This is a genomic window from Saccharothrix longispora (assembly GCF_031455225.1).
Classification (GTDB): Bacteria; Actinomycetota; Actinomycetes; order Mycobacteriales; family Pseudonocardiaceae; genus Actinosynnema; species Actinosynnema longispora.
The window spans coordinates 7,787,254-7,811,351 of record NZ_JAVDSG010000001.1 but is presented as its reverse complement, the minus strand read 5'-3'; the positions used below and the strand labels follow the sequence as shown (position 1 = coordinate 7,811,351).

Annotated in this window: 25 protein-coding genes; 11 read left to right on the top strand and 14 right to left on the bottom strand. The window is 74.6% G+C overall.

What is annotated here, in order from left to right; all coding sequences use genetic code 11:
• Positions 1-69 precede the first annotated feature (69 nt).
• Both J2S66_RS34230 and J2S66_RS34225 read left to right on the top strand, forming a co-directional pair.
• The gene (locus tag J2S66_RS34230; protein ID WP_310313097.1) at positions 70-864 is read left to right on the top strand and encodes a phosphotransferase; all 795 of its coding nucleotides are present in this window, start codon (positions 70-72) and stop codon (positions 862-864) included.
• On the top strand, positions 857-1,471 hold the full coding sequence (locus J2S66_RS34225) for an HD domain-containing protein (RefSeq protein WP_310313094.1): 615 nt from the start codon (positions 857-859) through the stop codon (positions 1,469-1,471). The genes J2S66_RS34230 and J2S66_RS34225 overlap by 8 nt, the downstream gene beginning before the upstream one ends.
• Here the strand turns inward: J2S66_RS34225 and J2S66_RS34220 are convergent.
• The 5 genes from J2S66_RS34220 to J2S66_RS34200 are packed head-to-tail and all read right to left on the bottom strand — an operon-like array spanning position 1,428 to position 5,469.
• Positions 1,428-2,018, bottom strand: coding sequence for a 1,2-dihydroxy-3-keto-5-methylthiopentene dioxygenase (locus J2S66_RS34220; protein ID WP_310313091.1), 591 nt, complete (start codon positions 2,016-2,018; stop codon positions 1,428-1,430). The genes J2S66_RS34225 and J2S66_RS34220 overlap by 44 nt on opposite strands.
• The gene (gene mtnB, locus J2S66_RS34215) at positions 2,015-2,617 is read right to left on the bottom strand and encodes a methylthioribulose 1-phosphate dehydratase (protein ID WP_310313089.1); all 603 of its coding nucleotides are present in this window, start codon (positions 2,615-2,617) and stop codon (positions 2,015-2,017) included. Before mtnB ends, J2S66_RS34220 begins: the two co-directional genes overlap by 4 nt.
• Positions 2,614-3,288 carry an acireductone synthase gene (mtnC, locus tag J2S66_RS34210; protein ID WP_310313086.1) on the bottom strand — a complete coding sequence of 225 codons (675 nt, stop codon included), beginning with the start codon at positions 3,286-3,288 and terminating at the stop codon, positions 2,614-2,616. Before mtnC ends, mtnB begins: the two co-directional genes overlap by 4 nt.
• Complete coding sequence (locus J2S66_RS34205) at positions 3,281-4,288, bottom strand: s-methyl-5-thioribose-1-phosphate isomerase (RefSeq protein ID WP_310313083.1); 1,008 nt, start codon at positions 4,286-4,288, stop codon at positions 3,281-3,283. Before J2S66_RS34205 ends, mtnC begins: the two co-directional genes overlap by 8 nt.
• Positions 4,288-5,469 carry an acyl-CoA dehydrogenase family protein gene (locus J2S66_RS34200; RefSeq protein WP_310313081.1) on the bottom strand — a complete coding sequence of 394 codons (1,182 nt, stop codon included), beginning with the start codon at positions 5,467-5,469 and terminating at the stop codon, positions 4,288-4,290. Before J2S66_RS34200 ends, J2S66_RS34205 begins: the two co-directional genes overlap by 1 nt.
• A 439-nt stretch (positions 5,470-5,908) precedes the next feature.
• Here J2S66_RS34200 and J2S66_RS34195 point away from each other — a divergent pair, with 439 nt between their 5' ends.
• Entirely contained in the window at positions 5,909-6,709 is an 801-nt protein-coding gene (locus tag J2S66_RS34195) for a hypothetical protein (RefSeq protein ID WP_310313079.1), read from the top strand.
• Positions 6,710-6,742: 33 nt separating this feature from the next.
• On the opposite strand, the gene J2S66_RS34190 is transcribed toward J2S66_RS34195, so the two are convergent.
• On the bottom strand, positions 6,743-8,953 hold the full coding sequence (locus tag J2S66_RS34190) for a terpene synthase family protein (RefSeq protein WP_310313076.1): 2,211 nt from the start codon (positions 8,951-8,953) through the stop codon (positions 6,743-6,745).
• 202 nt (positions 8,954-9,155) lie between these two features.
• Here J2S66_RS34190 and J2S66_RS34185 point away from each other — a divergent pair, with 202 nt between their 5' ends.
• From J2S66_RS34185 to J2S66_RS34170, 4 genes are all read left to right on the top strand, one after another.
• Entirely contained in the window at positions 9,156-9,614 is a 459-nt protein-coding gene (locus tag J2S66_RS34185) for an SRPBCC family protein (protein WP_310315297.1), read from the top strand.
• A gap of 83 nt (positions 9,615-9,697) precedes the next feature.
• Positions 9,698-10,516, top strand: a complete 819-nt coding sequence (locus J2S66_RS34180) for an ABC transporter ATP-binding protein (RefSeq protein WP_310313074.1) — start codon at positions 9,698-9,700, stop codon at positions 10,514-10,516.
• Between the two features lie 29 nt (positions 10,517-10,545).
• The gene (locus J2S66_RS34175; protein WP_310313071.1) at positions 10,546-11,514 is read left to right on the top strand and encodes an ABC transporter substrate-binding protein; all 969 of its coding nucleotides are present in this window, start codon (positions 10,546-10,548) and stop codon (positions 11,512-11,514) included.
• On the top strand, positions 11,514-13,547 hold the full coding sequence (locus tag J2S66_RS34170; RefSeq protein WP_310313068.1) for an iron ABC transporter permease: 2,034 nt from the start codon (positions 11,514-11,516) through the stop codon (positions 13,545-13,547). Before J2S66_RS34175 ends, J2S66_RS34170 begins: the two co-directional genes overlap by 1 nt.
• A gap of 17 nt (positions 13,548-13,564) precedes the next feature.
• Here J2S66_RS34170 and hisS read toward each other — a convergent pair whose 3' ends face one another.
• Complete coding sequence (gene hisS, locus J2S66_RS34165) at positions 13,565-14,845, bottom strand: histidine--tRNA ligase (RefSeq protein WP_310313065.1); 1,281 nt, start codon at positions 14,843-14,845, stop codon at positions 13,565-13,567.
• An 82-nt stretch (positions 14,846-14,927) separates the two neighbouring features.
• Positions 14,928-16,655, bottom strand: coding sequence for an alkaline phosphatase family protein (locus J2S66_RS34160; RefSeq protein ID WP_310313063.1), 1,728 nt, complete (start codon positions 16,653-16,655; stop codon positions 14,928-14,930).
• A 53-nt stretch (positions 16,656-16,708) separates the two neighbouring features.
• Here J2S66_RS34160 and J2S66_RS34155 point away from each other — a divergent pair, with 53 nt between their 5' ends.
• On the top strand, positions 16,709-17,377 hold the full coding sequence (locus tag J2S66_RS34155; protein WP_310313061.1) for a RibD family protein: 669 nt from the start codon (positions 16,709-16,711) through the stop codon (positions 17,375-17,377).
• On the opposite strand, the gene J2S66_RS34150 is transcribed toward J2S66_RS34155, so the two are convergent.
• Positions 17,359-17,769, bottom strand: coding sequence for a DoxX family protein (locus J2S66_RS34150; RefSeq protein WP_310313055.1), 411 nt, complete (start codon positions 17,767-17,769; stop codon positions 17,359-17,361). The two genes, J2S66_RS34155 and J2S66_RS34150, sit on opposite strands and share 19 nt — an antisense overlap.
• The gene (locus J2S66_RS34145; RefSeq protein WP_310313052.1) at positions 17,762-18,517 is read right to left on the bottom strand and encodes a CDP-alcohol phosphatidyltransferase family protein; all 756 of its coding nucleotides are present in this window, start codon (positions 18,515-18,517) and stop codon (positions 17,762-17,764) included. The genes J2S66_RS34150 and J2S66_RS34145 overlap by 8 nt, the downstream gene beginning before the upstream one ends.
• A gap of 43 nt (positions 18,518-18,560) precedes the next feature.
• Here J2S66_RS34145 and J2S66_RS34140 point away from each other — a divergent pair, with 43 nt between their 5' ends.
• Positions 18,561-19,538 (top strand): zinc-dependent alcohol dehydrogenase, encoded by a 978-nt coding sequence (locus J2S66_RS34140; protein WP_310313050.1) that lies wholly within the window; start codon positions 18,561-18,563, stop codon positions 19,536-19,538.
• A gap of 27 nt (positions 19,539-19,565) precedes the next feature.
• On the top strand, positions 19,566-20,249 hold the full coding sequence (locus tag J2S66_RS34135) for a creatininase family protein (RefSeq protein ID WP_310313048.1): 684 nt from the start codon (positions 19,566-19,568) through the stop codon (positions 20,247-20,249).
• Here J2S66_RS34135 and J2S66_RS34130 read toward each other — a convergent pair.
• Genes J2S66_RS34130 through J2S66_RS34115 form a run of 4 tightly spaced genes read right to left on the bottom strand, consistent with a single transcriptional unit; the run spans position 20,169 to position 23,315 of the window.
• Entirely contained in the window at positions 20,169-21,173 is a 1,005-nt protein-coding gene (locus J2S66_RS34130; RefSeq protein ID WP_310313045.1) for a lysylphosphatidylglycerol synthase transmembrane domain-containing protein, read from the bottom strand. The two genes, J2S66_RS34135 and J2S66_RS34130, sit on opposite strands and share 81 nt — an antisense overlap.
• Positions 21,170-21,946 (bottom strand): class I SAM-dependent methyltransferase, encoded by a 777-nt coding sequence (locus tag J2S66_RS34125; protein WP_310313042.1) that lies wholly within the window; start codon positions 21,944-21,946, stop codon positions 21,170-21,172. Before J2S66_RS34125 ends, J2S66_RS34130 begins: the two co-directional genes overlap by 4 nt.
• Positions 21,943-22,920 carry a glycosyltransferase family 4 protein gene (locus J2S66_RS34120; protein WP_310313039.1) on the bottom strand — a complete coding sequence of 326 codons (978 nt, stop codon included), beginning with the start codon at positions 22,918-22,920 and terminating at the stop codon, positions 21,943-21,945. Before J2S66_RS34120 ends, J2S66_RS34125 begins: the two co-directional genes overlap by 4 nt.
• Positions 22,917-23,315 carry a 6-pyruvoyl trahydropterin synthase family protein gene (locus J2S66_RS34115; protein ID WP_310315294.1) on the bottom strand — a complete coding sequence of 133 codons (399 nt, stop codon included), beginning with the start codon at positions 23,313-23,315 and terminating at the stop codon, positions 22,917-22,919. Before J2S66_RS34115 ends, J2S66_RS34120 begins: the two co-directional genes overlap by 4 nt.
• Positions 23,316-23,401: 86 nt before the next feature.
• On the opposite strand from J2S66_RS34115, the gene J2S66_RS34110 reads away from it, so the two are divergent.
• Positions 23,402-24,079: a GTP cyclohydrolase II gene (locus tag J2S66_RS34110; protein WP_310313036.1), complete on the top strand. Its 678-nt coding sequence runs from the start codon at positions 23,402-23,404 to the stop codon at positions 24,077-24,079.
• Positions 24,080-24,098 lie beyond the last annotated feature (19 nt).

Below are 24,098 nucleotides of genomic sequence, written 5' to 3'. Positions count from 1 at the left end.
ACCATCCAGCCGATTCACGCTCCACCAATTCGTTATGCCGCGGCGCGGTGGCGTGCCAACCTCGGGTGTGTGGACGTCGTCTCCGCCCTGGCGCGGCTCCGGGTACTGGCCGGCCGCTCGGGGCTGCCGTGCGACGACCCGGTGGTGCTGCGGAACGGCAGCAACCTGCTCGTGCACCTGCGGCCCGCGCCGGTGGTCGCCCGGGTGGCCGCGGTCACGGCGGCCGTTCGCCCGGACGTGGCCGGGCACTTCCGGCGGGCCGACGCGGTGAGCCGGTTCCTCGCCGCGCGGGGCGTGCCGGTGGTCGAGCCCGTCGGACCGGGCGTGGTCCGGCACGACGGGCTGGTCGTCGCGTTCGCCCGGCACGTGCCGCACGAGCCGGGCGCGCTGCTCGACCCGGCGTCGTTCGCGGCGGCGCTCGCCGAGCTGCACGGCGAGCTGCGGCACTACCCCGGCGCGCTGCCCGAGCGGTGGCCGCCGGCGGACCTGACCCACGTGTTCGACGTGCTGGGCCGACCCGCCGGGCTGGTCGGGGCGCTGGAGCGGCTGGTCGCGCGGTGGCCGTCGACACCGGTGCAGGCCCTGCACGGCGACGCGCACCCGCGCAACCTGCTGGTCACCGCGTCCGGGCCGGTCTGGAACGACTTCGAGGACACCTGGCGCGGGCCGGTCGGCTGGGACGTGGCGTGCGCGAACCTGAGCCCGTCGTCCGCCGGGGCGCTCCCCCTCGGGGCCGCGGACCCGGAGTTCTGGACGGACCTGCGGCGGCTGTTCGCGGTCGGCTGGTCACGGGTGCTCGACCTGCGCCGTGGCACGATCGGCGGCGGGACCGGGGTTGCCGTCGAGGGGGTGCCGGGTGGGTGAGCAGGCGGAGCTGTGGCGCGACGCCGTGCGCGTGCTGGGCGGGGACGTGGGGCCGGAGCCGGTCGACCTGGACGAGCGGTACGCCGAACCGCACCGCGGCTACCACGGCACGGCGCACGTGCTGGCCGTCGTGCGCGACGTGCTGGACCTGGCGGCCGACCGGACCGACCGCGAGCGGGCCGTGCTCACCCTCGCGGCCCTGGCGCACGACGTGGTCTACGACGGCGTGCCCGGCGAGGACGAGCGGCGCAGCGCCGAGTGGGCGCGCGCACGCCTCGCGGGGCTGCCGGAGGCCGACCGGGTGGCGGGGATCGTGCTCGCCACCACCGACCACACCTCGGACGACGACCTGACCCGCCTGCTCCTCGACGCCGACCTGGCGGTCCTCGGCTCGCCCCCGGACGCCTACGAGCGGTACCGGGCGGCCGTCCGGGCCGAGTACGCGCACGTGGACGACGCGGCGTGGCGCGCGGGCCGGGGCCGGGTGCTGCGCTCGCTGCTGGACCGCGATCCCCTCTACGCGACGGCGCGGGCGCGCGACCGGTGGGGGCGGCGCGCCCGGGTCAACCTGGCCGCCGAGCTCGGCTCGCTCGGTGACCCGCCATGAGCTGGTCGAAGGTGGGGAAGGACGCGGCCACGTCGCTGCCGGTGAAGTTGCCGACCCAGCCGTCGTCGTCGTGGAAGAACCGGATCGACACGTAGTCGGGCCGGGTGCCCATGTCGAACCAGTGGGTGGTGTTCGCGGGGACGCTGAGCAGGTCGCCCTCCTCGCACAGCACGCCGTGCACCCTGCCCTCGACGTGCAGGTAGAACACGCCGGCGCCGCGCGCGAAGAACCGGTCCTCGTCGTCGTCGTGGGTGTGCTCGGCGAGGAACCTCAGCCGCGCCCGCCCGGCCTCCTCCAGCCACGCCGGGTCGTCCGACGGGGCCATCTCCATGGCGTCGACCAGCACGTAGCCCTCGGCCTCGGTGACGCGCGCGACCTGCTCGGCGTACACCTCCAGGGCGTTCTCCCGGGTGACACCGGGCACGACGGGCCACCGCTCGTACCGCACGCCGATCCGCTCCAACGCGTCGGCGACCTCCACAGGGTCGGAGGTGCGGAGCACCGGGTTCGCGGGATCGGTGTCCGGCCACACGGTGAGCAACGTCATCGCACGCCTCCTGTCTCGACCTTGAAGCGCAGCAGCCACTCCAGGCACTCCAGCCGGTGCCGGGCCCGCAGGAGGTCGTCACCCCACACGTACACCCCGTGCCGTGCCACGAGCAAGGCGGGCACGTCCGCGCGGAACCCGGCCTCGAACGCGTCGCCGAGCACGCCCATGTCCTGGCTGTTCGGCACGACGGGCACGGTCACCACGTCGTCCGCGCGCCGGCCGAAGCCCTTGAGCATCTCCAGGTCGCGCAGCTCGACGCCGCCCGGCCAGCGCTCGGCGGCCACCACGGGCGCCAGCGCGTGCACGTGGACGACGGCGCCCGCGCCGGAGACCGCCGCGATCCGGCCGTGCAGGCCGGCCTCGGCGGACGGCACCCGCACCGGGTCTTCCGTCGTGCCGCGCGCGTCGACCAGCACGACGTCGTCGGCGGTCAGCTCGCCCTTGTCCTTGCCGCTGACGGTCACCGCGAGGGTCAGAGGGTCGCGGTCCACGACCACCGACAGGTTGCCGGACGTGCCGCGCATCCAGCCCATCGCGGTGTAGCGGGCGCACTCGGCGGCCAGCGCCTCCCCCGCCGCGCGGACGTCGGCCGTCACAGGGCGGCCGCGGTGCGGTGCGGGGCGAAGTCGTCGCCGCCGTGGGGCTCGCCCTCGCGCGCCACGCCGACGGTCCGCCAGCCGGCCTCGGCGGCGGCGTGCAGCTCGGCCGGGACGTCGGAGTAGAAGGTGATCGTGCCGGGGTCCTCGGCCCCGAGCACGGAGGCGATCTTCAGGTACGAGGACGCCTCGCGCTTCGGTCCCGCGTTCGCGGTGTCGAAGTGGTGCTCGAACAGCGGCGTCAGGTCCCCGTCGGTGGTGTGGGCGAAGAACGCCACCTGGCCGGCGACCGAGCCGGAGGAGAACACGGCGAGCCGCACGCCCTCGGCGTGCCACTTCCGCAGCGCGGGCACGACGTCGGGGAAGAACTCGGCCACCAGGTCGCCCTCGGCGTAGCCGCGCTGCCAGATCAGGCCCTGCAACGTCTTCAGCGGCGTGACCTTGCGGTCCGCGTCCATCCAGCCGTGCAGGACGGCGACCAGCTCGTCCGTGCCGCCGGCCACCCCGGACAGCTCGCGGACCTGCGCCACGGCCTCGCGCACGGCCGGGTCGTCGCCGTGCTCGTCGATCCACGGGCCGAGCCGGGGCCGCGCGTAGTCGTACAGGGTCACCAGGACCTGGTCGGTGGCACTGAGCGTGCCCTCGATGTCCAGCACAACCCACTCAGTCATGAACGTCCTCGTCGTAGTAGTCGGCCAGCCGACCGGGAGGGTACGCACCGCGGTCGGTGACCACGCTCGTCACGAACCGCGGCGGGGTGACGTCGAACGCCGGGTACAGCCCGCGCGCCCGGTCGGTGGCCGTGCGGCGGCCCAGGGTGTGCAGCACGTCGTCGCCGGACCGGTGCTCGATCGGCACGTCGTCCTTCGTCGGCGCGAGCCGGTCGGGCGCCTGCACCATGGCGAGGAACGGCACGTCGAACGCGTGCGCGGCGACGGCGAGGCCGAGCGTGCCGACCTTGTTCACGACGTGCCCGTCCATGGTGACCCGGTCGGCGGCGGTGAGCAGCACGTCGACGTCGCCGGTGGACATCACGGCCGCGCCCATGCCGTCGGTGATCAGGGTGGTGTCGACGCCCATCTCGCCCAGCGTCTCGGCGGTGAGGCGGGCGCCCTGGAGGTACGGGCGGGTCTCGGTGCAGACGAACCGCAAGCGCTTGCCCATGCCCTGGGCAGCGGTGACGGTCTCGATCAGGTACAGGTCGGCCCAGCAGTGGGTGAGCACCGCGCCGTCGTCGGGCAGCAGGGCGGCGGTGTGCCGGCCCAGGCTGCGGCTGCGCGCCCGGTAGCGCTCGTCACCAGCCCGCGCGCCCGCCAGCGCCCCGGCTTCGAGGTCGTCGTGCGCGTCCACGCCGTCGAGCACCGCGGCGACGGCCTTGCGCAGGTGGTTGTTGGTCCTGCGGGTCTCCACCAGCAGCCGCCCGGCCCTGTCCAGGTGGGCGCGGGCCTCGTCGCGCGGCAGGCCGCGGGCCTCGCGGGCGGCGAGCACCATGCCCCACAGGGCGGCGAAGTACGGGCCGGAGGACTGGGTGACCATGTCCTCGATGGCCTTGGCGACCTCGGCGACCGTCGTGCAGCGGACCCACGTGCGCTCGAACGGGAAGTCGCGGCGGTCGAGGACGTGCACGCCGTCGGCCTCCAGGCGCACGCTGCGGGCGAGGAGCGGCTCCATCAGCTGTACCCGGTGAACGGCGGCTGCGCGCCGGTGAGGAAGTGCGCGCCGACCTCGCGGGCCTTGTAGGCGACGGGGTCGTGCAGGGTGAGCGTGCGGGCGTTGCGCCAGAAGCGGTCGAACGCGTAGCCGGCGGCCGTGGCACGGGCGCCGCACAGCTCGAACACGCGGGCGGTGGTGGTGTTGGCGACCCGGGTGGCCACGACCTTGGCCGAGGAGACGGCGACGGCGGCGTCGGCGCGTTCGTCGGCGGTGAGGTCGGCTCCGCGCTCGGAGGCCGCGTGCAGCAGCGACGAGGCGTGGTCGGCGAGGAGGCCGGCGGCCTTGGCGTCGGCGACCAGCTCGCCGTAGGCGGCGAGGGTGTACGGGTCGTCGGTCGCCTCGTCGACACCGCTGAGGAACCAGGGTCGGGTGGTGGTGCGGGTGTAGCGGGCGGCCTCGGCGAGCGCGCCCTCGGCCATCGCGACGTAGAGCTGGGCGAGGACGAGCTGGAAGCCGAGCGCGGCCAGCGACAGCCGCGGGGTGGGGGCCTCGCCGCCGAGCACCCGCCCGGCGGGCACGAAGACCCCGTCGAACACGACGCCGCCGCTGGCGGTGAGGCGCTGGCCGATGTTGTCCCAGTCGCCCGCGTAGGTGATGCCGGCGGCCTTCGCGTCGACCGTGAAGGTCAGCTTGTCGCCGGTGTCGGTCCGGGTAGCGCTGACCACCAGCCGGTCGGCCACGGACGCCCCGGTGGCGAACGTCTTGCGCCCGCTGACCGCGAACCCGCCGTCGACCGGGGTCAGCCGGAGGGCGGCGTCGAGGGGGTTGCTGACCCCTGCCCAGAAGAGATCGGCACTGAAGAGATCGGCACCGGGGAGATCGGCACCGGAGAGGTCCGCGCCGGTGGAATCGTCGGACGCCTCGGCGGGTGGGCCGTCGAACAGGCCCTGCCGCCACACCTGGAGGTAGTGGTAGCCGAGCAGGTGCCCGATGTTGGCGTCCGCCGCGCCGACGACCCTGGTGACCGCCTGCTGCACGGGCCACTCGCGGATGCCGAGCACCCCGGACCTCCGCAGCGCGTCGACCTCGGCGACGGGTTCGGCGCCCAGCCGGTCGCGCTCGGCGGCGTCTGCCCGCAGCCCGGTGGCCAGCTCCTCGGCGACGGTCAGCCACTTCTGCCGACCATCGGTGCTCGTCATCCACTGCCTCCTGCGCGTCCGCGGTCCCAGCGGCGAGCTTAACCGGCGGTCTGCGGCACGAGCCGGGCGTTCCGCCACGTGGGAGGCGTCCCCCGGCGGGGTCAGTGGTTCGGCGACGATGTCACGTCTCGTCAACCGGGTGTTCGACCTCCCCCTCGCCCACCGGGGTTCGCCTGATCCCAGTGGGATCGACTGGAGGCCACGCGGAAGCCTTCCGGGGTCGCCGTGGACGCTCGCCACTCCGACGCGGTCCACCGGTCGTCTCGGCCGGGGCCGTCACGACCGGGTCCGCCACCGTGCTCGCCACCTGCCCGGTCCTCTCCACGGTCGTGCCGGTGCACCTCCGCCGACCGGCACGTGCACGAGCGCCGACATCCCGGCGCCGCGGCTCCCCTTCGACTACGGTGTGCGGGCCCGTGATCGGAAGGGGAGTCGCGCGATGGACCTGTCCGGCAGAGCGGCGCGCGGGGGTACGGCCGTCGCCACCAGGGCGGCGCCGCACCCCGACCGGCGTCCACACCGGACGTCCGCACCGCACCTGCTGGAGGCCGAGCAGCTGATCGGCTACCTGTCGCTGCCCACGTGCCCGCTGGCCAACAACACCTACAAGGAGCCGGACCAGCCGAACGTGGTCCGCTGGGGCGCCCCCGGCGACGCCGCGGACTGGGTCAACCGGAGCCAGTGCGCGTCGTTCCAGACGGCGGTGCTCAAGCGGACCTACCGGTGGGCGACGGGCCGGTTCTTCCGCACCCACTTCGGCCTGGCCAGCCCGTTCGCGCGCGACTACCGCCGGGTGTTCGCCGAGCGGGACGTGCCGCACTTCGAGCGGGTCACCCGGGTCGCGGACCTGCGGCCGGGCGACCTGATCGCGGTGGACTACCGCAACGACCGGGACACCAACACCGGGCACGTGGTGATGGTGCGCTCGCTCAAGGGCACCTACACCGCGCCGGGCCGCAGGCTGAACTTCCCCGGCGAGACGCAGTACGCGGTGGAGGTGGCCGACTGCACGTCCGAGCCGCACGGCCGGTACGGGGTGGGCGACTACCGGCGGTACCCGGACAACCGGATCTTCAACGCGGGCGCGCGGACCGACGGCGCGGGCTACGGGCACATGATGTTCTACGCCTCGGACGAGACCGGCGAGTTCACCCGCTACCGGTGGAGCGTCAACACCTCGTCCGCGGGCACGCACCCCGCGGACCGGCGGCCGGTGGCCGCCGCCAGGGTCGTGGGCTGACCCCGGCGGCGGAGGTCCGGCGGACCCGGCGGGTCAGCCCTCGCCGATCAGCAGGCGCGTGGAGGCCGTGCCGAGTCCCGTCGGGCCGCGCAGCGCCGTCGGCGACAGCGCCACCCGCGGCCGACCGTGGTGCTTCAGCAGGTCCGCGTCGTGGTACCGCACCACGTTCTCGTGCCAGTTCAGGATTCCCGCCATCCAGTCCTCCAGCTCGGCGGCGTGGGCGGTGAGCGCGGCGCGGGTCTCCCCGTCCAGGGCGAACTCCTCGAACAGGGCGGGCAGCTCGTGGGCCACCGAGTGCCGGAACTGGTGCAGGCGCGCGTTGGCCAGGTCGGTCACGACGGCCCGCGCCCGGTCGCGGTCGACGTCCAGGAAGTTCTCCACGACCACCCCGAGGTTGTGGACCTCGCCCTCGTACTGCACCTCCTTGCGGTACGAGTACAGGTCGTTGAGCAGCGTCGCGTAGTCGATGGCCGAGTTCTCGATGTTCCTGATGGCGCGCGTCCGGTAGATCTCCGGCGGCACGAGGCGGCCGTGGCCGAGCCTCGCCAGGCTCATCGTCAGGTCGGACCCGAACGTCTGCCGCCGCATCTCGACGTAGTCCACCGGGTCGGGCACGCGGTTCTCGTGCTGGTTCTTCAGCTCCCACAGCCAGGCGTCGAGCATGACCCCCACCGCGTCGGACAGCTGCCGCCGGTTCTCCACCGGCATCCCCTCCGTGGTGCGCGCCCACACCGAGGCGAGCATCCGCTCCAGCGGGGTCGCCGCCACCGGGGCCGGTCCCTCCAGCGGCATCATCAGGCGCAGGCGCGCGTCGGTGGCCTTCGCGCCCGCCATGTCGGGCGTGCGGCCGTGCACGACCGGGTAGAGGTCGTCCCCGTACGTGCCGAAGGTCAGCCACATCACCGACGTGGTCAGCTCCTCCGGGGTGCCGTCCGGGTCGATGCCCGCCGAGCACAGCGCGAGGTCCATGTCGCGGTACCGCTCCTCGGTCCACACCCTCGGCACGTCGTCGAACGCGCCCATCTCGCGCGTCCAGGCCACCCCCCGCTCCAGCACCTCCTTCCAGTGCGGGCTGACCCGCAGCGGGAACGGCATCTCCAGCGCGGGCCTCGGCAGTGACGGCACCTCGCGGAACGGCACGTGGGCGAAGCCGCGCAGCCGCTGCGGCGCGGTGGCGACGAGCGAGCGCAGCGCGGACGTGCCCAGGCCCGTGGGGCCGCCGAGCACGGGCGAGGCGGTCACCGCGCCCTCGTTCATGTAGCGGCTGGAGCGGGCGTGCCACTCGTGGCCGCCGGACTGCCAGTCCTGCAGCCCCTTCACGTAGGCGAGCACCGCGAGCCGGCCAGCCGGGTCGACGCCGTGCTCGTCGAGCAGCGGCGGGACCTCGGTGACGGCGGTGTGCTCGAACTGGTGCAGGCGGGACGTGAGCAGGTCGTTGACCGCCTCGGCGGCCTCCTGGGTGGGGATGCCGAGGAACTTCTCCAGCACCAGCACGCCGTTGCTCAGCTCGCCCTCGTCGAGCACCTCGCGCTCGTAGGAGAACAGGTCGTTGCGCAGGTGCACGGCGTCGGAGAAGGTGTCGCGCAGCACGCCGATCGGCCGCGACAGCGCGATGCTCGCCGGGACCTCCATGCCGGTGACGTGCTCGACGAGGTTGGCCGACCACGGCGCGCCACCCACCTTGCGGCGCATCTCGATGTACTCGATCGGGTTGGACAGGCGGCCCTCGGAGATGTTCAGCAGCTCCCACATCGACTCGTCGAGCAGGTGCTCGGTGTTGTCGGCGAACCGGCGCCGCCAGTCGGCCGAGTGGGCCGGGACGGTGCGCTCCCAGAGGTCCTTGAGGCCCTTCTCGACCGGGTTGGCCGGCTCCTCGGTGATCGGGCCGTCGACCGGCATGAACAGCGGCAACCGGTCGAGGTACGCCTTCGCGCCCGCGACGTCGGGGTTGCGCTTGTAGAGCTCGACGAAGTGGTCGTCGAAGTAGAAGACCCACACGTACCAGTCGGTGACCAGGTCGAGGTCGTCCGGTGACGCGTCCGGGTGCGTGTAGGCGCACAGCAGTGCGTAGTCGTGGGAGTCGAGGTCGTCGTCGGTCCAGATCACCGTGCCGTGCTGGGGCACGTCGATCATGTCCATCTCGTGTGCCCACGCCTTGGTGTGCGCGCGGGCGCGTTCCAGGCTGGGGTTCAGCCGCGCCGGGTAGGGCGTGTAGAAGTCCGGCAACTGGAACGGCTGCGGCATCTGCTCGCACCTCTCGGTCGTGTGGCGTCGGGGGTGTACGCAACCAGTGCCGGGCGGGGCGGCCAAGACCTCGGCGCACTGATCCACACGTTCGAGCGCACCCGTCCCCCTGGTGGCCCAACGCGCTGGTGCTCCCGGTGCACGCGCTCCGCGCAGCGGGTGCCCGACCGGGTTCGGGTGCACACTGGGTGGTGTGCCCCTGATGGAGCCGGTGGACGCGGAGTTCTTCGAGACCGCGCCGGAGCGCCGCACCTTCGTGCTGGACCTGCCGGTGTCACCCGAACGTGTCTGGCGCGGCCTGACCGCGACGAACCCGTTGTGGTGGTGCCGGCTGATGTCGTCGGTCGAGTACACGTCGCCGCGCCCGTTCGGCGTGGGCACGACGCGCCGGGCGTCGGTGCTGGGCGTGCTGCGGCTGCGCGAGCGCTTCTTCCGCTGGGAGGAGGGGCGGCGGCAGACGTTCACGGTGGACGGGGCGAACCTGCCGGTGTTCCGCCGGTTCGGCGAGGACTACCTGGTGGAGCCGGCGGGCGGCGGGTGCCGGTTCACCTGGACGTTCGCCTACGAGCCCGGCGTGCGCGCCGGCCGCGTCGGGGCCGCGCTGAACGACCGGGTGTTCGCGTCGTTGGCGGCCGACACGCGCCGCCACTTCCGCGGCTGACCCCGCGCGTCACCCGGACTAACCGCCGAGTGCGGTGGATCACGCCCGAACGGGTGAAGCTCGGCTTAGGTTAGGCTCCCCTCATGTCAATGGGAGACACGCTGCTCGCCGGGGAGTCGCTGGTGCTCGCGCACCACGACCGGGCGGTGGTCGAGGGGGTCTCGCTGGAGTTGCGCGCGGGAGCGGTGACGGCGCTGGTGGGACCCAACGGGTCCGGCAAGTCGACCGTCCTGCGCTCGCTCGCGCGGCTCCACAAGCCCCGCGACGGGCAGGTCCGGCTCGGCGAGCGGTCGGTGTGGGGGCACGCCGCGCTGTCCGGCAAGGAGTTCGCCCGCCACGTCACCCTGCTGACCCAGCAGCGGCCCACCCCGTCCGGGGTGTCGGTGCGCGACGTCGTCTCCTACGGGCGCTACCCCTACCGGACCGGATGGCGCGGGGTCGACCTCGACGGCAGCGCCGCGATCACCCGCGCGATGGAGCTGACCGGCGTCTCCGCGATGGCCGGGCGCGGCGTGGACGAGCTGTCCGGCGGCGAGCTGCAACGCGTCTGGCTCGCCTCGTGCCTGGCCCAGCAGACCTCCGTGCTGCTGCTCGACGAACCGACCAACCACCTCGACCTGCGCTACCAGGTCGAGGTGCTGGACGTGGTGCGCGACCTGGCCGACGACCACGGCGTGGCGGTCGGCGTGGTGCTCCACGACCTCGACCACGCGGCGATCGTCGCCGACGAGGTGGTCCTGCTGTCGGAAGGTCGCGTGGTCGCCGCGGGCGGCGTGCGCGACGTGCTGACCACCGACCACCTCTCCCGCGCCTACGGCGTCGCGGTGCACGTCGCCGAGGACCCCGTCACCGGGGCCGTCCACTGCCGCCCGCTCGGCCGGCACGCGCCCCGGCACGCCTGATCCCGAAACCCCCGAGAGAGGTAAGCGCCATGCGCCTGCTGACCCCTGCCCTCGTGACGGCGGCCGTGCTGCTGTCCGCGTGCGGTACCACCGAGACACCGGCCGAGAGCACGCCGACCGCGAGCGCGGGCGGGCCGGTCACCGTCACCGACGCCCGCGGCAAGGCCGTGGAGCTGGAGGCGCCCGCCGTGAAGGTCGTCGCCCTGGAGTGGGCCGAGGCCGAGGTGGCCGCCTCGCTGGGCGTCATGCCGGTGGGCGTCGCCGACGTCGCCGGCTACAAGACGTGGAACGCCTCCGTCCCGCTCGCCGACACCGTGAAGGACGTCGGCACGCGCAACGAGCCGAGCGTGGACGCCATCGTCGCGCTCGACCCGGACGTCGTCGTGATGCCCGAGGGCCGCGACGCGACGCTCGCCGGCCAACTGGAGAAGTACGTCCCCGTCGTCGTCACCAAGGGCAGCGACGCGGCGCGCAACTTCGACCGGCTCGCCGACGACCTGAAGATCGTCGCCAAGGCCGTCGGCAAGGAGGCCGAGGGCGACAAGCTCCTCGCCGACATGAACATCGCGCTGGACCAGGGGAAGGCGTCCGTCGAGGAGCGCGGCCTGGCGGGCACCCCGTTCCTCATGGCCGACGGCTGGCTCAAGGGCAGCACGGTCAACATCCGCCCGTTCGGCAAGGGCTCGCTGGTCTCCGACGTCGCCGAGCGGATGGGCCTGGTCAACGCCTGGACCGGCGAGGTCGACGCCCAGTGGGGCCTCGGGCAGACCGACGTCGAGGGCCTGACCGCGCTCACCGACCCGAAGACCGTCCTGTTCTACAGCGCCTCCGAGGACGACGTGTTCACCACCGGCCTCGCGGACAACCCGGTGTGGCAGCGGCTGCCGTTCGTCACCTCGGGCGAGGTCCACAAGCTGGAGCCCGGCACCTGGACGTTCGGCGGGCCCAAGTCGGTCGAGCGCGTCGCCGACCAGCTGCTGAGCGCGCTCGCCGGCTGATGTTCCGCACCGCCGCCGCGACGGCGGGGATCGTGGCGGCCATCGCCGTCCTCTCCGCCGTCCACCTCACCCAGGGCACGTCGTCCACCGGTGTGCTCGACGTGCTCGCCGCGGTCCTGGGCGACGGTGACGCGCAGACCCTCGCCGTGCTGGAGGGCTCCCGCGTCCCGCGCCTGCTGACCGCGCTGCTGCTCGGCGTGGCCCTCGGCGTCGCGGGCGCCGGCATGCAGTCCGTGGCGCGCAACCCGCTGGCCTCGCCCGACACGCTCGCCGTGAACGCGGGCGCGCACCTGGCCGTGGTCGCCACCGCGGCGTTCGGGCTGAGCCTGCCCGTGCTGTCCTCGGGCGCGGCGGCGTTCGTCGGCGGCCTCGCGGCGGCGGTGGTGGTGCTGGGCCTGTCCGGCGGCGGTTCGGCCGGCCCCCGGCTGGTGCTCGTCGGGTCGGCGGTCGCGCTGACCCTCCAGTCGGCGACGTACCTGCTGCTGCTCCTGTTCGAGCAGGAGACGACCGGCCTGTTCGGCTGGGGCAGCGGGTCGCTGACCGTGAGCGACCTGGACGCGACCGCGCAGATGACGCCGGTCGTGGTGGTCGCCGTCGTCGCGCTGGTCGCGATGGGCAAGTCGCTGGACGTCCTCGCCCTGGGCGACGACAACGCCACCGTGCTCGGGTTGCGGGTGCGGCGCACCCGTGTCGGCGCGGTGCTGCTGACGGTGGCGCTCACGGCGGCGGCGGTGACCGTGGCCGGGCCGCTCGGGTTCGTCGGGCTGAGCGCGCCGGTGATCACCCGGCTGCTGGTGCGGTTCGTCCCGGGCTTCGGGCGGCACCGCGTGCTGATGCCGGTGTCGGGCCTGGTCGGGGTGCTGATCGTGCTCGGCGCGGACGTGCTGCTGCGGGCCGTGATGGGCTCGGCGGCGGCGGTGCGCGTGCCGACCGGCGTGACCACGACCGTGCTCGGCGCGGTCGTGCTGGTGTGGCTGGCGCGGCGCACCCGGTCGAGCGCCGCGCCGCGGCAGGCGCCCGCCGGTCGGGTCGGCGTCGCCGGTTCGACGCGGCGGCTCGTCGTGACGTGGGTGGCGCTGGGCGCGCTGCTGGTGGCCGCGCCCGTCGTCGGGCTGATGCTCGGCGACCGCCTGGTGCTGCTGGGCGACCTGGCGAACTGGGTGTCCGGGCGCACCGGGACGGCCCTGACGTTCGTGGTGGACCAGCGCCTGCCGAGGGTCCTCGCGGCGCTGGTGGCCGGCGCGGCGCTGGCCGTGGCCGGCTGCGGCATCCAGTCGGTGAGCCGCAACCCGCTCGCCGAACCCGGCCTGCTCGGCATCACGGCGGGCGCGGGCCTGGGCGCGATCGGGTTGATCACGCTGGTGCCGGTGGCCGGCGCGTGGCAGGTCGCCGGGGCCGCCGGGGTGGGCGCGGCGCTCGCGTTCGCGCTGGTCTACGGCCTGGCGTGGCGGGCCGGGCTCGACTCGGACCGGTTGGTCGTCATCGGCATCGCGACCTGGTCCGGCGGAACGGCCCTGATCACCCTGCTCATCACCACCTCCGACCCGTGGAACACGGCGAAGGCGCTGACCTGGATGTCCGGGTCCACCTACGGGCGCACGCTGGAGCAGGTCGTGCCGACCCTGCTGGCGCTGGCGCTGCTCCTGCCGCTGCTGTGGTCGCGGCACCGCGAGCTGGACCTGCACACCCTCGACGACGACACGCCGCGCGTGCTGGGCCTGCCGGTCGAGCGGTCGCGGCTGGTGGTCCTGGTGGCGTCCGGCGTGCTGGCGGCCACCGCGGTGTCCGCGATCGGCGTGGTCGGCTTCGTGGGCCTCGTCGCGCCGCACCTGGCGCGCTCGCTGGTCGGCGGGCGGCACGCGCGGGTCCTGCCGGTGGCGGCGGTGCTCGGCGCGGTGCTGGTCAGCGTCGCCGACACGGTCGGCCGCACCGTCATCTCGCCCGCGCAGATCCCGGCCGGCCTGGTGATCTCGCTGATCGGCACGCCGTACTTCGTGCTGGTGCTGTGGCGCACGCGGGAGATGCGCACGTAGTCGCCGGCCACCGCCCCTCACGCCCGGCGCGACCAGGTGGCCGGGTCCGCCTCCCGCTGGACGCCGGTGGCCAGCTCCTTGACCTCGTGCGCCCGACCGTCCTCGAACGGCGGGAACCAGACGAACGGGACACCGCGGCGGGAGGCGTACCCGACCTGCTTCCCCACCTTGTCCTCCTGGTGGTACAGCTCGACGTTCGCCCCGCCGGCCCGCAGCGCCGCCGCGGTCGCCCGGGCCTGCCCGCGACGCCCCTTCGGGAGCACGACGAGCACGTCGGTCGCACTGGCCGGCCCGGTCTCCAGCAGCCCTTCGGCCAGCACCTTCGCGAAGATGCGGGTGAAGCCGACGGACATGCCGACGCCGGGAAGCCTGCGCCGGATGAACGACCCGGCGAGGTCCTCGTACCGCCCGCCCGAGCAGATGCTGCCGTACTCCGGCCACGCGGTGAACCGGCCCTCGTAGACGGTGCCGGTGTAGTAGTCGAGGCCTCGGGCGACGGAGAAGTCCGCGACCACCTCCGGCAGGTCGGCCAGCTCGTCGAGCACGAAGCGCAGCTCGGCCAGCCCCTCGTCGAGCAGGTCCGAGGTGACGCCCAGGGCAGCCACCTCGTCGACGCTCCGGGCCCGCGCCAGCGCCAGCACCGCGTCGACCCGGGCCTGGTCGAGGCTCTCCGCCAGCACGGCCGCCACCCCGTCCGCGCCGATCTTGTCGAGCTTGTCGACGACGCGGACCACGGCGAGCGGGTCCGGGACGCCCAGGCCCTCGTAGAACCCCTGGAGCACCTTGCGGTTGTTCACGCCGATCGTCCACGCGGGCAGGTCGAGCCGCGTCAGCACCTCGTGCACGACGCGCGGCAGCTCGGCGTCGAAGTGCGGCGACATCCCGTCCACGTCGATCACGTCCACGTCGCACTGGGTGAACTCCCGGTACCGGCCGTCCTGCGGCCGTTCGCCGCGCCAGACCCGCTGCACCTGGTAGCGCTTGAACGGGAACACGAGGTCGGCGAAGTGCTGCGCCGCGTACCGCGCGAACGGCACGGTGAGGTCGAAGTGCAGCCCGAGCCGGTCCGCCTCCACGCCCTGCGCGCGGCCGAGGGCGTAGACCTCCTTCGACGTCTCGCCCTTGGCCATCAGCACGTCCAGCCGCTCCACCGAGGGCGTCTCGACCGGGCAGAAGCCGTAGGACTCGAACACCCGGCGCACCTCGTCCAGCCACCGCTGCTCGACCAGGCGCACGTGCGGCAGCCACTCGGGGAAGCCGCTGACGGGCAGGGGCCGGACCACGGGGCGTTCGCTCATGGCAGGTGAGCACACCCGATCCGGCCGACACCGGCAACACGATTTCGCCCCGGTCGGGTGACCGGCGACTTCACGTGGCAGGTCAGCGGAAGGCGGTGAGGAACTGGTCGCGGAAGGCGTCCATCGGGCGCACCGGCGCGTCCGGCGCGGGCGTGAGGCCGTCGGTCCAGCCCCACGGGTCGGTGCGCGCCAGGAGGGACGCGTCGCGGGTGACGACGGTGACCGGCACGTCCTTCGAGGCGCCGTCCCCGGTCACCACCTGCGCCGGCTGGTGGTCGCCGAGGAGGACGAGCACGGTGTCGTCGCCGCCGTAGGTCTCCACGTAGGACACCACCGTGTCCACGGTGTACGCGACGGACCTCGCGTAGTCGGCGCGCACCACGTCCGGGTCGCGGCCGAAGACGGCGTCCGGCGGCTCCTCGCCCGCCGCCGTGTCGGCGAACACCGCGCCGTCGCCCACGTCCTCCCACGGCAGCCGGGTCGGCAGGGGCGTCCACGGGGCGTGGCTGGACAGCAGCGGGACCACGGCCACCACCGGCTCGTGACCGGGTTGCCGCTCGCGCTCCTGGAACGCGGACAGGGCGTACTGGTCGGGCATGGTCGCGTAGCCGAACCGGGGTCCCCGGTAGCCGAGGTCATCGGCGGCGTAGATCCGGTGGTGGCGGAAGAACTCCCCCTCCGGCCAGGCGCGGGTGATGCCCGGGACGACGCCCACCGAGCGCCAGCCCGCGCGCCGGAACGCGCCGTTGAGCGTGAGCCGGTCGCTCGACACGAGGGTGCGGTAGCGCTGCTGGTTGTCCACCCACAGCCCGGACAGCAGGGTCGCCTGGGCGAGCCAGCTGCCGCCGCCCGCCGTGGGCGAGGTCAGGTAGGCGCTGCGCGCGGCGTACCCGGCGGCGGCGAGGCGGCGCGTGCCGTCGTCCAGGGCGGCCCCGACGACCGGCGCCAGCGCCGGGTCCTCCACCGCCGAGCGCCCGTAGCTCTCCACGAACGCGAGCACGACGTCCTTGCCGCGCAACGACGTCAGCAGCTCGTCGGCGGGCACGTCGCGGAACGCGTCGGTCGACGCCTCGGCCGCGAACTCCTCCCGGTCGCGCAATCCGACCCGCACCGCGCGGGCGTGGTCGCCCACGAACGCCGCCGCGCTGCGCGAGGCCACCGGCACGCCCGGCTCGAAGCCCACGCCGGGCGCCGCGAACCCGACCCACAGGACGGCCACCGCGACCAGCGCCCGCGTCACGCCCACCCGGTGCGCGGCGGCGCGGCGACCCAGCCGCAGCACCGACCGCGCCGTCAGCAGCACCACCGCGCCGATCAGCAGCACGGTCCCCACCACGGCCGCGACGGCCGCGAACCGGCCCGCGGTGACGTCCACGTAGTCGACGGCGGGGGCGAGCAGCGGCCAGTCCAGGACGAGGTCGAACGGCCGGTACAACACCAGGTCGAACCCGATGTCCGCGACCTTGACCACGAGCAGCAACCCCAGCAGGACACCGCCGAGCGACGCCACCGGGCCGCGGGCGCGCGGCGGGATGACCAGGAGGAGCAGCGCGAACAGCAGGCCCTCCACCGGGATGCGCAGGAACGCGGTGGCGGTGAACCGGTCGAGGTCGGCCGGCGCGAGGAGGGCGAACACCACCAGCAGCGCGGCGGACGCGGTCAGCGCGGCGGACGCCACCCGCCTCCCGCGTCCCGGCCGCGCTCCCCGGACGACGCCCGCGGTCCCCGGTCCGACGACGGTCCCGGGCTCGCTCTCGCTCTCGCTCTCGCTCTCGCTCTCGACCACCATGCGGTCCTCCTGGTTCGGCACTCGGCTCTCGTCGAGGGGGTTCGGCGAACGACCCGCGTGGGTAGGTTGGGGGCGTGACTCGCCCGTACGTCCTGCTCAGCGTCGCGGTCAGCGTGGACGGCCACATCGACGACGACGGGACCGAGCGGTTCCCGCTGTCCAACGCCGAGGACTTCGACCACGTCGACCGGGTCCGCGCCGAGTCCGACGCGATCCTCGTCGGCGCGGCCACCGTGCGCCGCGACAACCCCCGCCTGCTGGTCAACAGCCCGGAGCGGCGGGCCGGGCGCGTCGGGGCCGGGCGGCCGGAGTTCCCGCTCAAGGTCGTCGTGACCGGCAGCGGGGAGCTCGACCGGGACCGCGCGTTCTGGCACTGCGGTGGCGACAAGGTCGTCTACACCACGGATTCCGGCCACCGGACGGCCTCGGCGCTGGCCGACCTCGCCGACGTCGTGCCCCTCGGCCCGAGCGTCGACTTCGGCGCGCTGCTCGACGACCTGGGCGGCCGGGGCGTCGGGCGGCTCATGGTGGAGGGCGGCAGCGCGGTCCACACCGGGTTCCTCTCCGCCGGGCTGGCCGACGAGATCCGCATGGCGGTCGCACCCATGCTGATCGGGCAGGCCACCGCCCCGCGCTTCCTCCAGCCGGCCGAGTTCCCCGGCGGCCCGGCCCGCCGCTTCCACCTCGAAGAGGTCGCCAGGCTCGGTGACGTCGCCGTCCTCCGCTACTTCCCCAAGCGCTGAGACCGCGCCCTCCCGACCAGGTCGCGCACGGTGTCGCGGCGGAAGAACGCGATCACCGCCGCCACCGCGAGCAGCTCGGCCGGCAGCACGGCGCCCCCGGTGTCCCCGAGGACGAACAGCTCGGTGCACACCGCGCCCGCCATCACGCCCACCAGCCCGAGCGCCGCCGGGCCGCACAGCCTCGGCACGAGCAGGCCCAGCGCCCCGGTGACCTCCAGCACCCCCGTCGCGTACCGCAGCCACTGGCCGAACCCGATCTTCTCGAACTTCCCGACGAACCCGTCGCCGAACAGCGACAGCCCGCTGTGGACGAAGTACGCGGCCAGCAGCACCTGGACCACCCAGAGCACCACGTCGCCCGCGACGCGCGCGGTCGAGGCACGGTCAGACACGGGCCACTCCCCTTCCCACGACCCGGACGGCGGCATCCCGCCGCAGCCGGGCGACGTCACGGCCGAACGACCAGACGAGCGCGCCGAGCGCCAGTCCCACCAGGACGCCGGTCAGCGGCGCGAGACCGGACGCGGCGACCACCAGCACGATCCCCTGCACGGCGGCCACGACCTTGCGCGCGTAGCTCGGCGGCAGCGGCGCGCGCAGCCAGGTCAGCCCCCACGAGGCGGCGACGAACGCGTACCTCAGCACGCCGATCGCGAGCACCCACGGTCCGAGCGCGAGCGCGACGTGCAGGCTCAGCACCAGGATGAGGAACGCGTCGACCTCCATGTCGAACCGCGCGCCCAGCTCGGACGCGGTGCCGGTGCGCCGGGCGACCCGGCCGTCGACGAAGTCCAGCGACAGCGCCACGGCGGCGAGCGCGACGAGCAGCGCGGTCGCGCCGGAACCGCCCGCGACGAGCGCGGTCACCCCACCCACCAGCAGACCGCGCCCCAGCGTGACGCGGTCGGCGGGCCCTAGTCCGGTGGCGGACCGCTGGAGCGCGCCGCCGAGCAGGGTCGCGGTGGCGACGGCGTGGGCGATGCCCACGACCCAGCCCACCGGGCCGAGGCCGGCGGTGCCGTCCAGCACGCCGAGCAGGAGCACCTGCGCACCCGCCCAGAGGGACGGCTCCCGCGGGGAGGGTTTCCCGAGCGCGGGTTCGCGCACGGCCGGCGCCGCGCTGTGCTGAAGTGTGGTCATCGTGCCCCTCGTCGCTGTGGGCCCCGTTTTCGGAGGTTGTCGGATGACACGAGTCGGGAGGGCCCTGTGGTTCACCGGATCGGGAAGAAGTGAGATCCGGTCCGCGGAACTGCCCGAACCCGGACCCGGTGACGTGCTGGTGCGGACGCTGTTCTCGGGCGTGAGCCGGGGCACGGAAGCGCTGGTGCTGCGCGGTGGCGTGCCGGAGAGCCAGCACGCGGTGATGCGCGCGCCGTTCCAGGACGGCGAGTTCCCGTGGCCGGTCAAGTACGGCTACCTGAACGTGGGCGTCGTCGAGGAGGGCCCCCTCCTGGGGCGTCCCCTCTTGGGACGCACGGTGTTCTGCCTCCATCCACACCAGACGCACTACGTGGTGCCCGCCGACGCGGTGACGCCCGTGCCGGACGACGTGCCCGCCGGGCGCGCCGTGCTGGCGGGAACCGTGGAGACGGCGGTGAACGCGCTGTGGGACGCCCGGCCGCGCGTGGGCGACCGGGTCGCGGTGGTCGGCGCCGGGATGGTGGGGTGCGCGGTGGCGGCGCTGCTGCGGCGCGTCCCGGGCGTGCGCCTGGAGCTGGTGGACACCGACCCGGCGCGGGCGGCGGTGGCGGAGGCGCTGGGCGTGCCGTTCGCGCTGCCCGACGACGCGCGGGGCGACCTCGACCTCGTGCTGCACGCGTCGGCCACCGGTGCCGGGCTGGCGACGTCGCTGCGGCTGCTGGCGGCGGAGGGCGAGGTGGTGGAGCTGAGCTGGTACGGCGACCGGCCGGTGTCGGTGCCGCTGGGCGAGGCGTTCCACTCGCGGCGGCTGCGGCTGCGGGCCAGCCAGGTCGGCACGGTGGCGCGCCCGGACCGCACGTACGCGGAGCGGATGGCGCTGGCGCTGGAACTGCTCGCCGACCCCGCGTTCGACGCGCTGATCACCGGGGAGAGCCGCTTCGACGAGCTGCCGGACGTGCTGCCGCGCCTGGCGAGCGGCGAGCTGCCCGCGCTGTGCCACCGCGTGGACTACCGGCGCTGACCACCGGTGTTGGCTACGGTTCGGCGCATGTTCCCGACTGACACCACGACCGACGTGCGGGACCGCGGGGCGACCGTCGCGCTGCTGCCCGTCGGCAGCCACGAGCAGCACGGCCCGCACCTGCCGCTGGCCACGGACACGCTGGTCGCGTGCGCGATCGCCCGCGCCGTCGCGGACGCGCACCCCGTGCTGGTGCTGCCGCCGGTCACGATCTCCTGCTCGCACGAGCACGGGGCGTGGCCCGGCACGGTGAGCATCTCCGCCCCCACGCTGCACGCGGTCGTGCGGGACGTGGCGGAGTCCCTGCGCCGGTCGGGCGTGCCGAACCTGGTGGTGGTCAACGCGCACGGCGGCAACTACGTCCTGTCGAACGTCGTGCAGGAGTCCGAGGGCATGGCGCTGTTCCCGAGCAGCGCGGACTGGACGGCGGCGCGTGCCGCGGCGGGCGTGGAGACGTCCAACCACGCCGACATGCACGCGGGCGAGCTGGAGACGTCGATCCTGCTGCACGCCCACCCGGAGCTGGTCCGCCCCGGCTTCGAGGGGGCCGACCACCTCGCCGACGACCGCCGGCACCTGCTGACGCTCGGCATGGCCGCTTACACGGGGTCGGGGGTCGTGGGCAGGCCGTCACTGGCGTCGGCCCGCAAGGGCGAGCTGGTCGTCGCCGCGCTCGTCGAGGCGTTCGGGGGCTACCTGGCGCTGTTCTGACCGGGTGCGCAGCAGCGGCACGACGCCGGGCAGCCCGGCCACCAGCGCCAGCGCGCCGTAGACCACGCCGGTGGTCAGGCCCTGAGCGGCGCCCAGCCCGGCCGCGCCGAACGCGACCGCGAGGAACGCCTCGCGCGGCCCGAACCCGCCGACGTTGACCGGCACCGCCATCACGAGCAGCGCGAGCACGGCCAGCGCCGCCACCTGGCCGAGCGGGGCGTCCACCCCGGCGGCGTCGGCGGCGACCGCGAACAGCGCCACGTGCCCGGCGAGGGTCGCCGCCGAGGCCAGCAGCACCTTCGGCAGCACGGCCGGCGCGAGCAGGCCCACCCGCGCGTCCGCCCACACCGCCGCCAGCGCCCGCCGGACCCGCCGCGACCCGGTCGCGAGGAGGACCGCCACCACCAGCCCGGCCACCACCAGGCCGACGGCCACCGGTCCGACGCCCACCGGTCCGACGCCCACCGGTCCGGCGCCCACCGGTCCGGCGAGGTCGACGTCCGCCGTGCCGGCCGCCAGCACCACCAGGCCGGTGGCGACGAGCACCACCTGGCCGGCGGACCGCTCGAACAGCACCGCCCGCACGCCGCGCGCCACGTCGCCGGACTGGCGGCCGTGGTCGACCGCCCGGTGCACGTCGCCGAGGACCCCTGCGGGCAGCACGGCGTTGAGCAGCAGGCCCCGGTAGTAGTCGGGGACGGCCGCGCGCAGCGTCAGCGGCAGGCCGAGCCGGCGGGCGATCAGGCACCACCGCCACGCGCTGAGCACCGTCGTCAGCAGCCCGATGCCCAGCGCCGCCACCACCGACCAGCCGGTGACGGCGCGCAGCCCGTCGAGGAACGCGTCCGTGCCGAGCCGCCACCCCAGCGCCGCCAGGACGCCGACCGCGAGGACGAGCCGCAACCACGGCCACAGGCGCGTCACGACGGCACCGCCAGCAGGTCCGCGTGGTGCACGACCACGCGCGGGTCGGCGGCCTTGCGCCGCAGGTAGTCGGGGGCCTCGTCGGCCAGCCCGGGTTCCTGCTCGACGGCCGCGCCCACCCAGCCGCGCAGCCACTCCCGCGCCAGCGCCGCCCGTCCCGGCCCCAGCCGCCACGGGCTCGGGCTCGTCGTCACGGTCGCGCCCAGCTCCCCGAACGCGGCCGCGGCGGCGTCCACCGCGTCCGGGCCGAGCAGCCCGCCGCGCCGCTGGTGGTCGTTGAACGCGGCCTCGAACGCGGCGTCCAGCGCCTCGGCCGCCGCGAACTCGACCCGGCCCACCACGGACAGCGTGAACAGCGCCGGGCACCCGGCTCCCGCGCACGCCCCGGCGAGGCCGCGCACCTGGTCCGCCGTCAGCAGGTCGAGCAGCGCCGACGCGGTGACGAGCGACGTGCCCGCCAGGTCGGCGGCGGTGAGCGCGGTCAGGTCGCCCTCCCGCGTCTCGGCGGTCACCCCCGGCCCCGTCACGCCCGACCTCGCCAGGTCGAGCAGGCGGGGGTCGCGGTCGTGCAGCACCCAGTGCTGCGCCCCGCCCAGCCTCCGGCCGAGCCACCGTCCCTGCGATCCAGTCCCACACCCGAGATCACGTACCACGAGGGGGTCCCGGTTCAGATGGATCTCGACCAGCCGGTCCACCAGGGCCGTCGAGCGCGCGTCGGCGTCGGCCCCCTCGCGCAGTGCCAGCCATTCCGGGGCGAAGCCAGGGGTGCTCATGGCCGCAGACTAGCCAGCACCCCCGCCAGCGCGTCCGCCGTTTCCTCCCAAGTGGACAGTGCGGCTCGGCGTCGCAGCGCCCGCCCCCGCAGCTCGGCGCGCCACCCGGCGTCCGCGAACCACCGCCGCAACGCCCCGGTGAACGCCTCGGCGTCACCGGCGGGCAGCAGCACGCCGCCGTCGCCGAGCGCGTCCGGCACGGCGCTCGCGATGACCGGCACGCCGCGCGCCAGCGCCTCGGTCACCACCATGCCGTAGGTCTCGGCGCGCGAGGCCAGCACGAACAGGTCCGCCCGGTCGTACTGCGCGGCCAGCGCGTCACCGGTGAGCGGACCGGGCAGCTCGACCCGGTCGCCCAGGTCGTGCCCCAGGCTCCCCGCGCCGACGAACGCGCACGTCCACGGCGCGTCGACGTTCCCCGCCAGTGCGTCGAGCAACACGTCGTGGCCCTTGCGCGGGGTCAGCGACGCGACGCACAGCAACCGCGAGGCGCCGTCCGTGCCGCGCGACGCGGGAGCCGGGTCGACGCCGGGCGGCGCCACGTGCACGTGCCGGAGCCCGTGGCGCGCGGCGACACCCCTCGCCGCCCCGGGGCCGGTCGCGACCACCGCCGAGGCGGCCCGCAGCACCCGCCGCTCGCGCGCGTCGAGGTCCGCCGCCACCGCCGCGGGCAACCCGGTCTCGTCGGCCAGCGGCAGGTGCACCAGGACCACGACCCGCACCCGCCGGGCGTGCGGCACGACGATGTCGGGCACCCCGCACGCCACCAGCCCGTCCAGCAGCACGACGTCCCCGTCCGGCACGTCCCGCAGCACGCGCTCCAGGTCGTCCGCCCGCGCGGGCCGGGGCAGGTCGCCGCCGACCTCGACCACCCGCAGTCCGAGCAGGCCGGCGACCCGGCGGTCGTAGGCGTTGCCGCCGCTGGGCCGCGCCGGGTCGTCGATGCCCGCCGGCACCGCGAAGCGGACCGTCACAGGGCCCGTTCGTAGCTCGCCCACGCCACGTGCGACTCGTGCAGCGACACCTCGACGCCGCTCAGGCCCTTCGCGCCCTCGCCGAGCCGCCCCGCGCGCACGCTCTCCACGAGCCTGTCCGCGATGTGCTTGGCCAGGAACTCCGTGGAGGTGTTGATCCCGGCGAACTCCGGGACCTCGTCGAGGTTGCGGTAGTTCAGTGCACCGAGGACGGACCGCAACTCCTCGGTCGCGAGTCCGATGTCGACGACGATGTTGTCCGGATCGAGATCGGTCCGCTTGAACCTCGCGTCCACCACGAACGTTGCCCCGTGCAGGCGCTGTGCCGGACCGAACACCTCGCCGCGGAAGCTGTGGGCGACCATCACGTGGTCGCGAACGGTGATGCTGAACAGGGTGACCTCCGCCGGTGAGGGGGTTACGGTGCAGTGCCGCCGAGCCTAGTGAACGGCGCGGGCGGTGTCGGGGAACGAGGAGCCGGATGCACGAGCAAGCCTTGAACGGCGGGGTCTTCGACGAGGCCGACGTCGCGGAGTCCGAACTGGTCACGCGCCGAGGCGTGTTCCGCGCGGTCGCGTTCCGGCACAGCGGTCACGAGCACATGGCGCTGGTGCACGGGGATCTCCGTTCCCGTGACGACGTCCTGGTGCGCGTGCACTCCGAGTGCATGACCGGTGACATCTTCCGCGCGATGCGCTGCGAGTGCGGCGACCAGCTCGACGCGGCACTGGACCGCATCGTCACCGAGGGGGGCGGCATCCTGGTGTACCTGCGCGGTCACGAGGGGCGCGGCATCGGGCTGGTGTCCAAGGTCCGCACGCACGTGCTCCAGGACCAGGGCCTCGACACCCTCGACTCGGCGACCACGCTCGGCCTGCCGGTGGACGTCCGCGACTACACCCCCGCCGCGCACGTCCTGCGCCACCTCCGCGTGCGCTCGGTGCACCTGATGTCGAACAACCCGGACAAGCTCGCCGCGCTGGAGGCGCACGGCATCCGGGTGACCGCCCGCGTGCCGCTGCTGATGCCGCCGAACCGCCACAACATCGCCTACCTGACCGCGAAGCGCGACCGCCTGGGCCACGACCTGCCGCAGGTGGACGTGTTCGACGGCCCCCGTCCCCCCGCCGCCCCCTGCCCCAACGCCGCCAGCCGCTGATCCCGGCGCCCTGACCGAC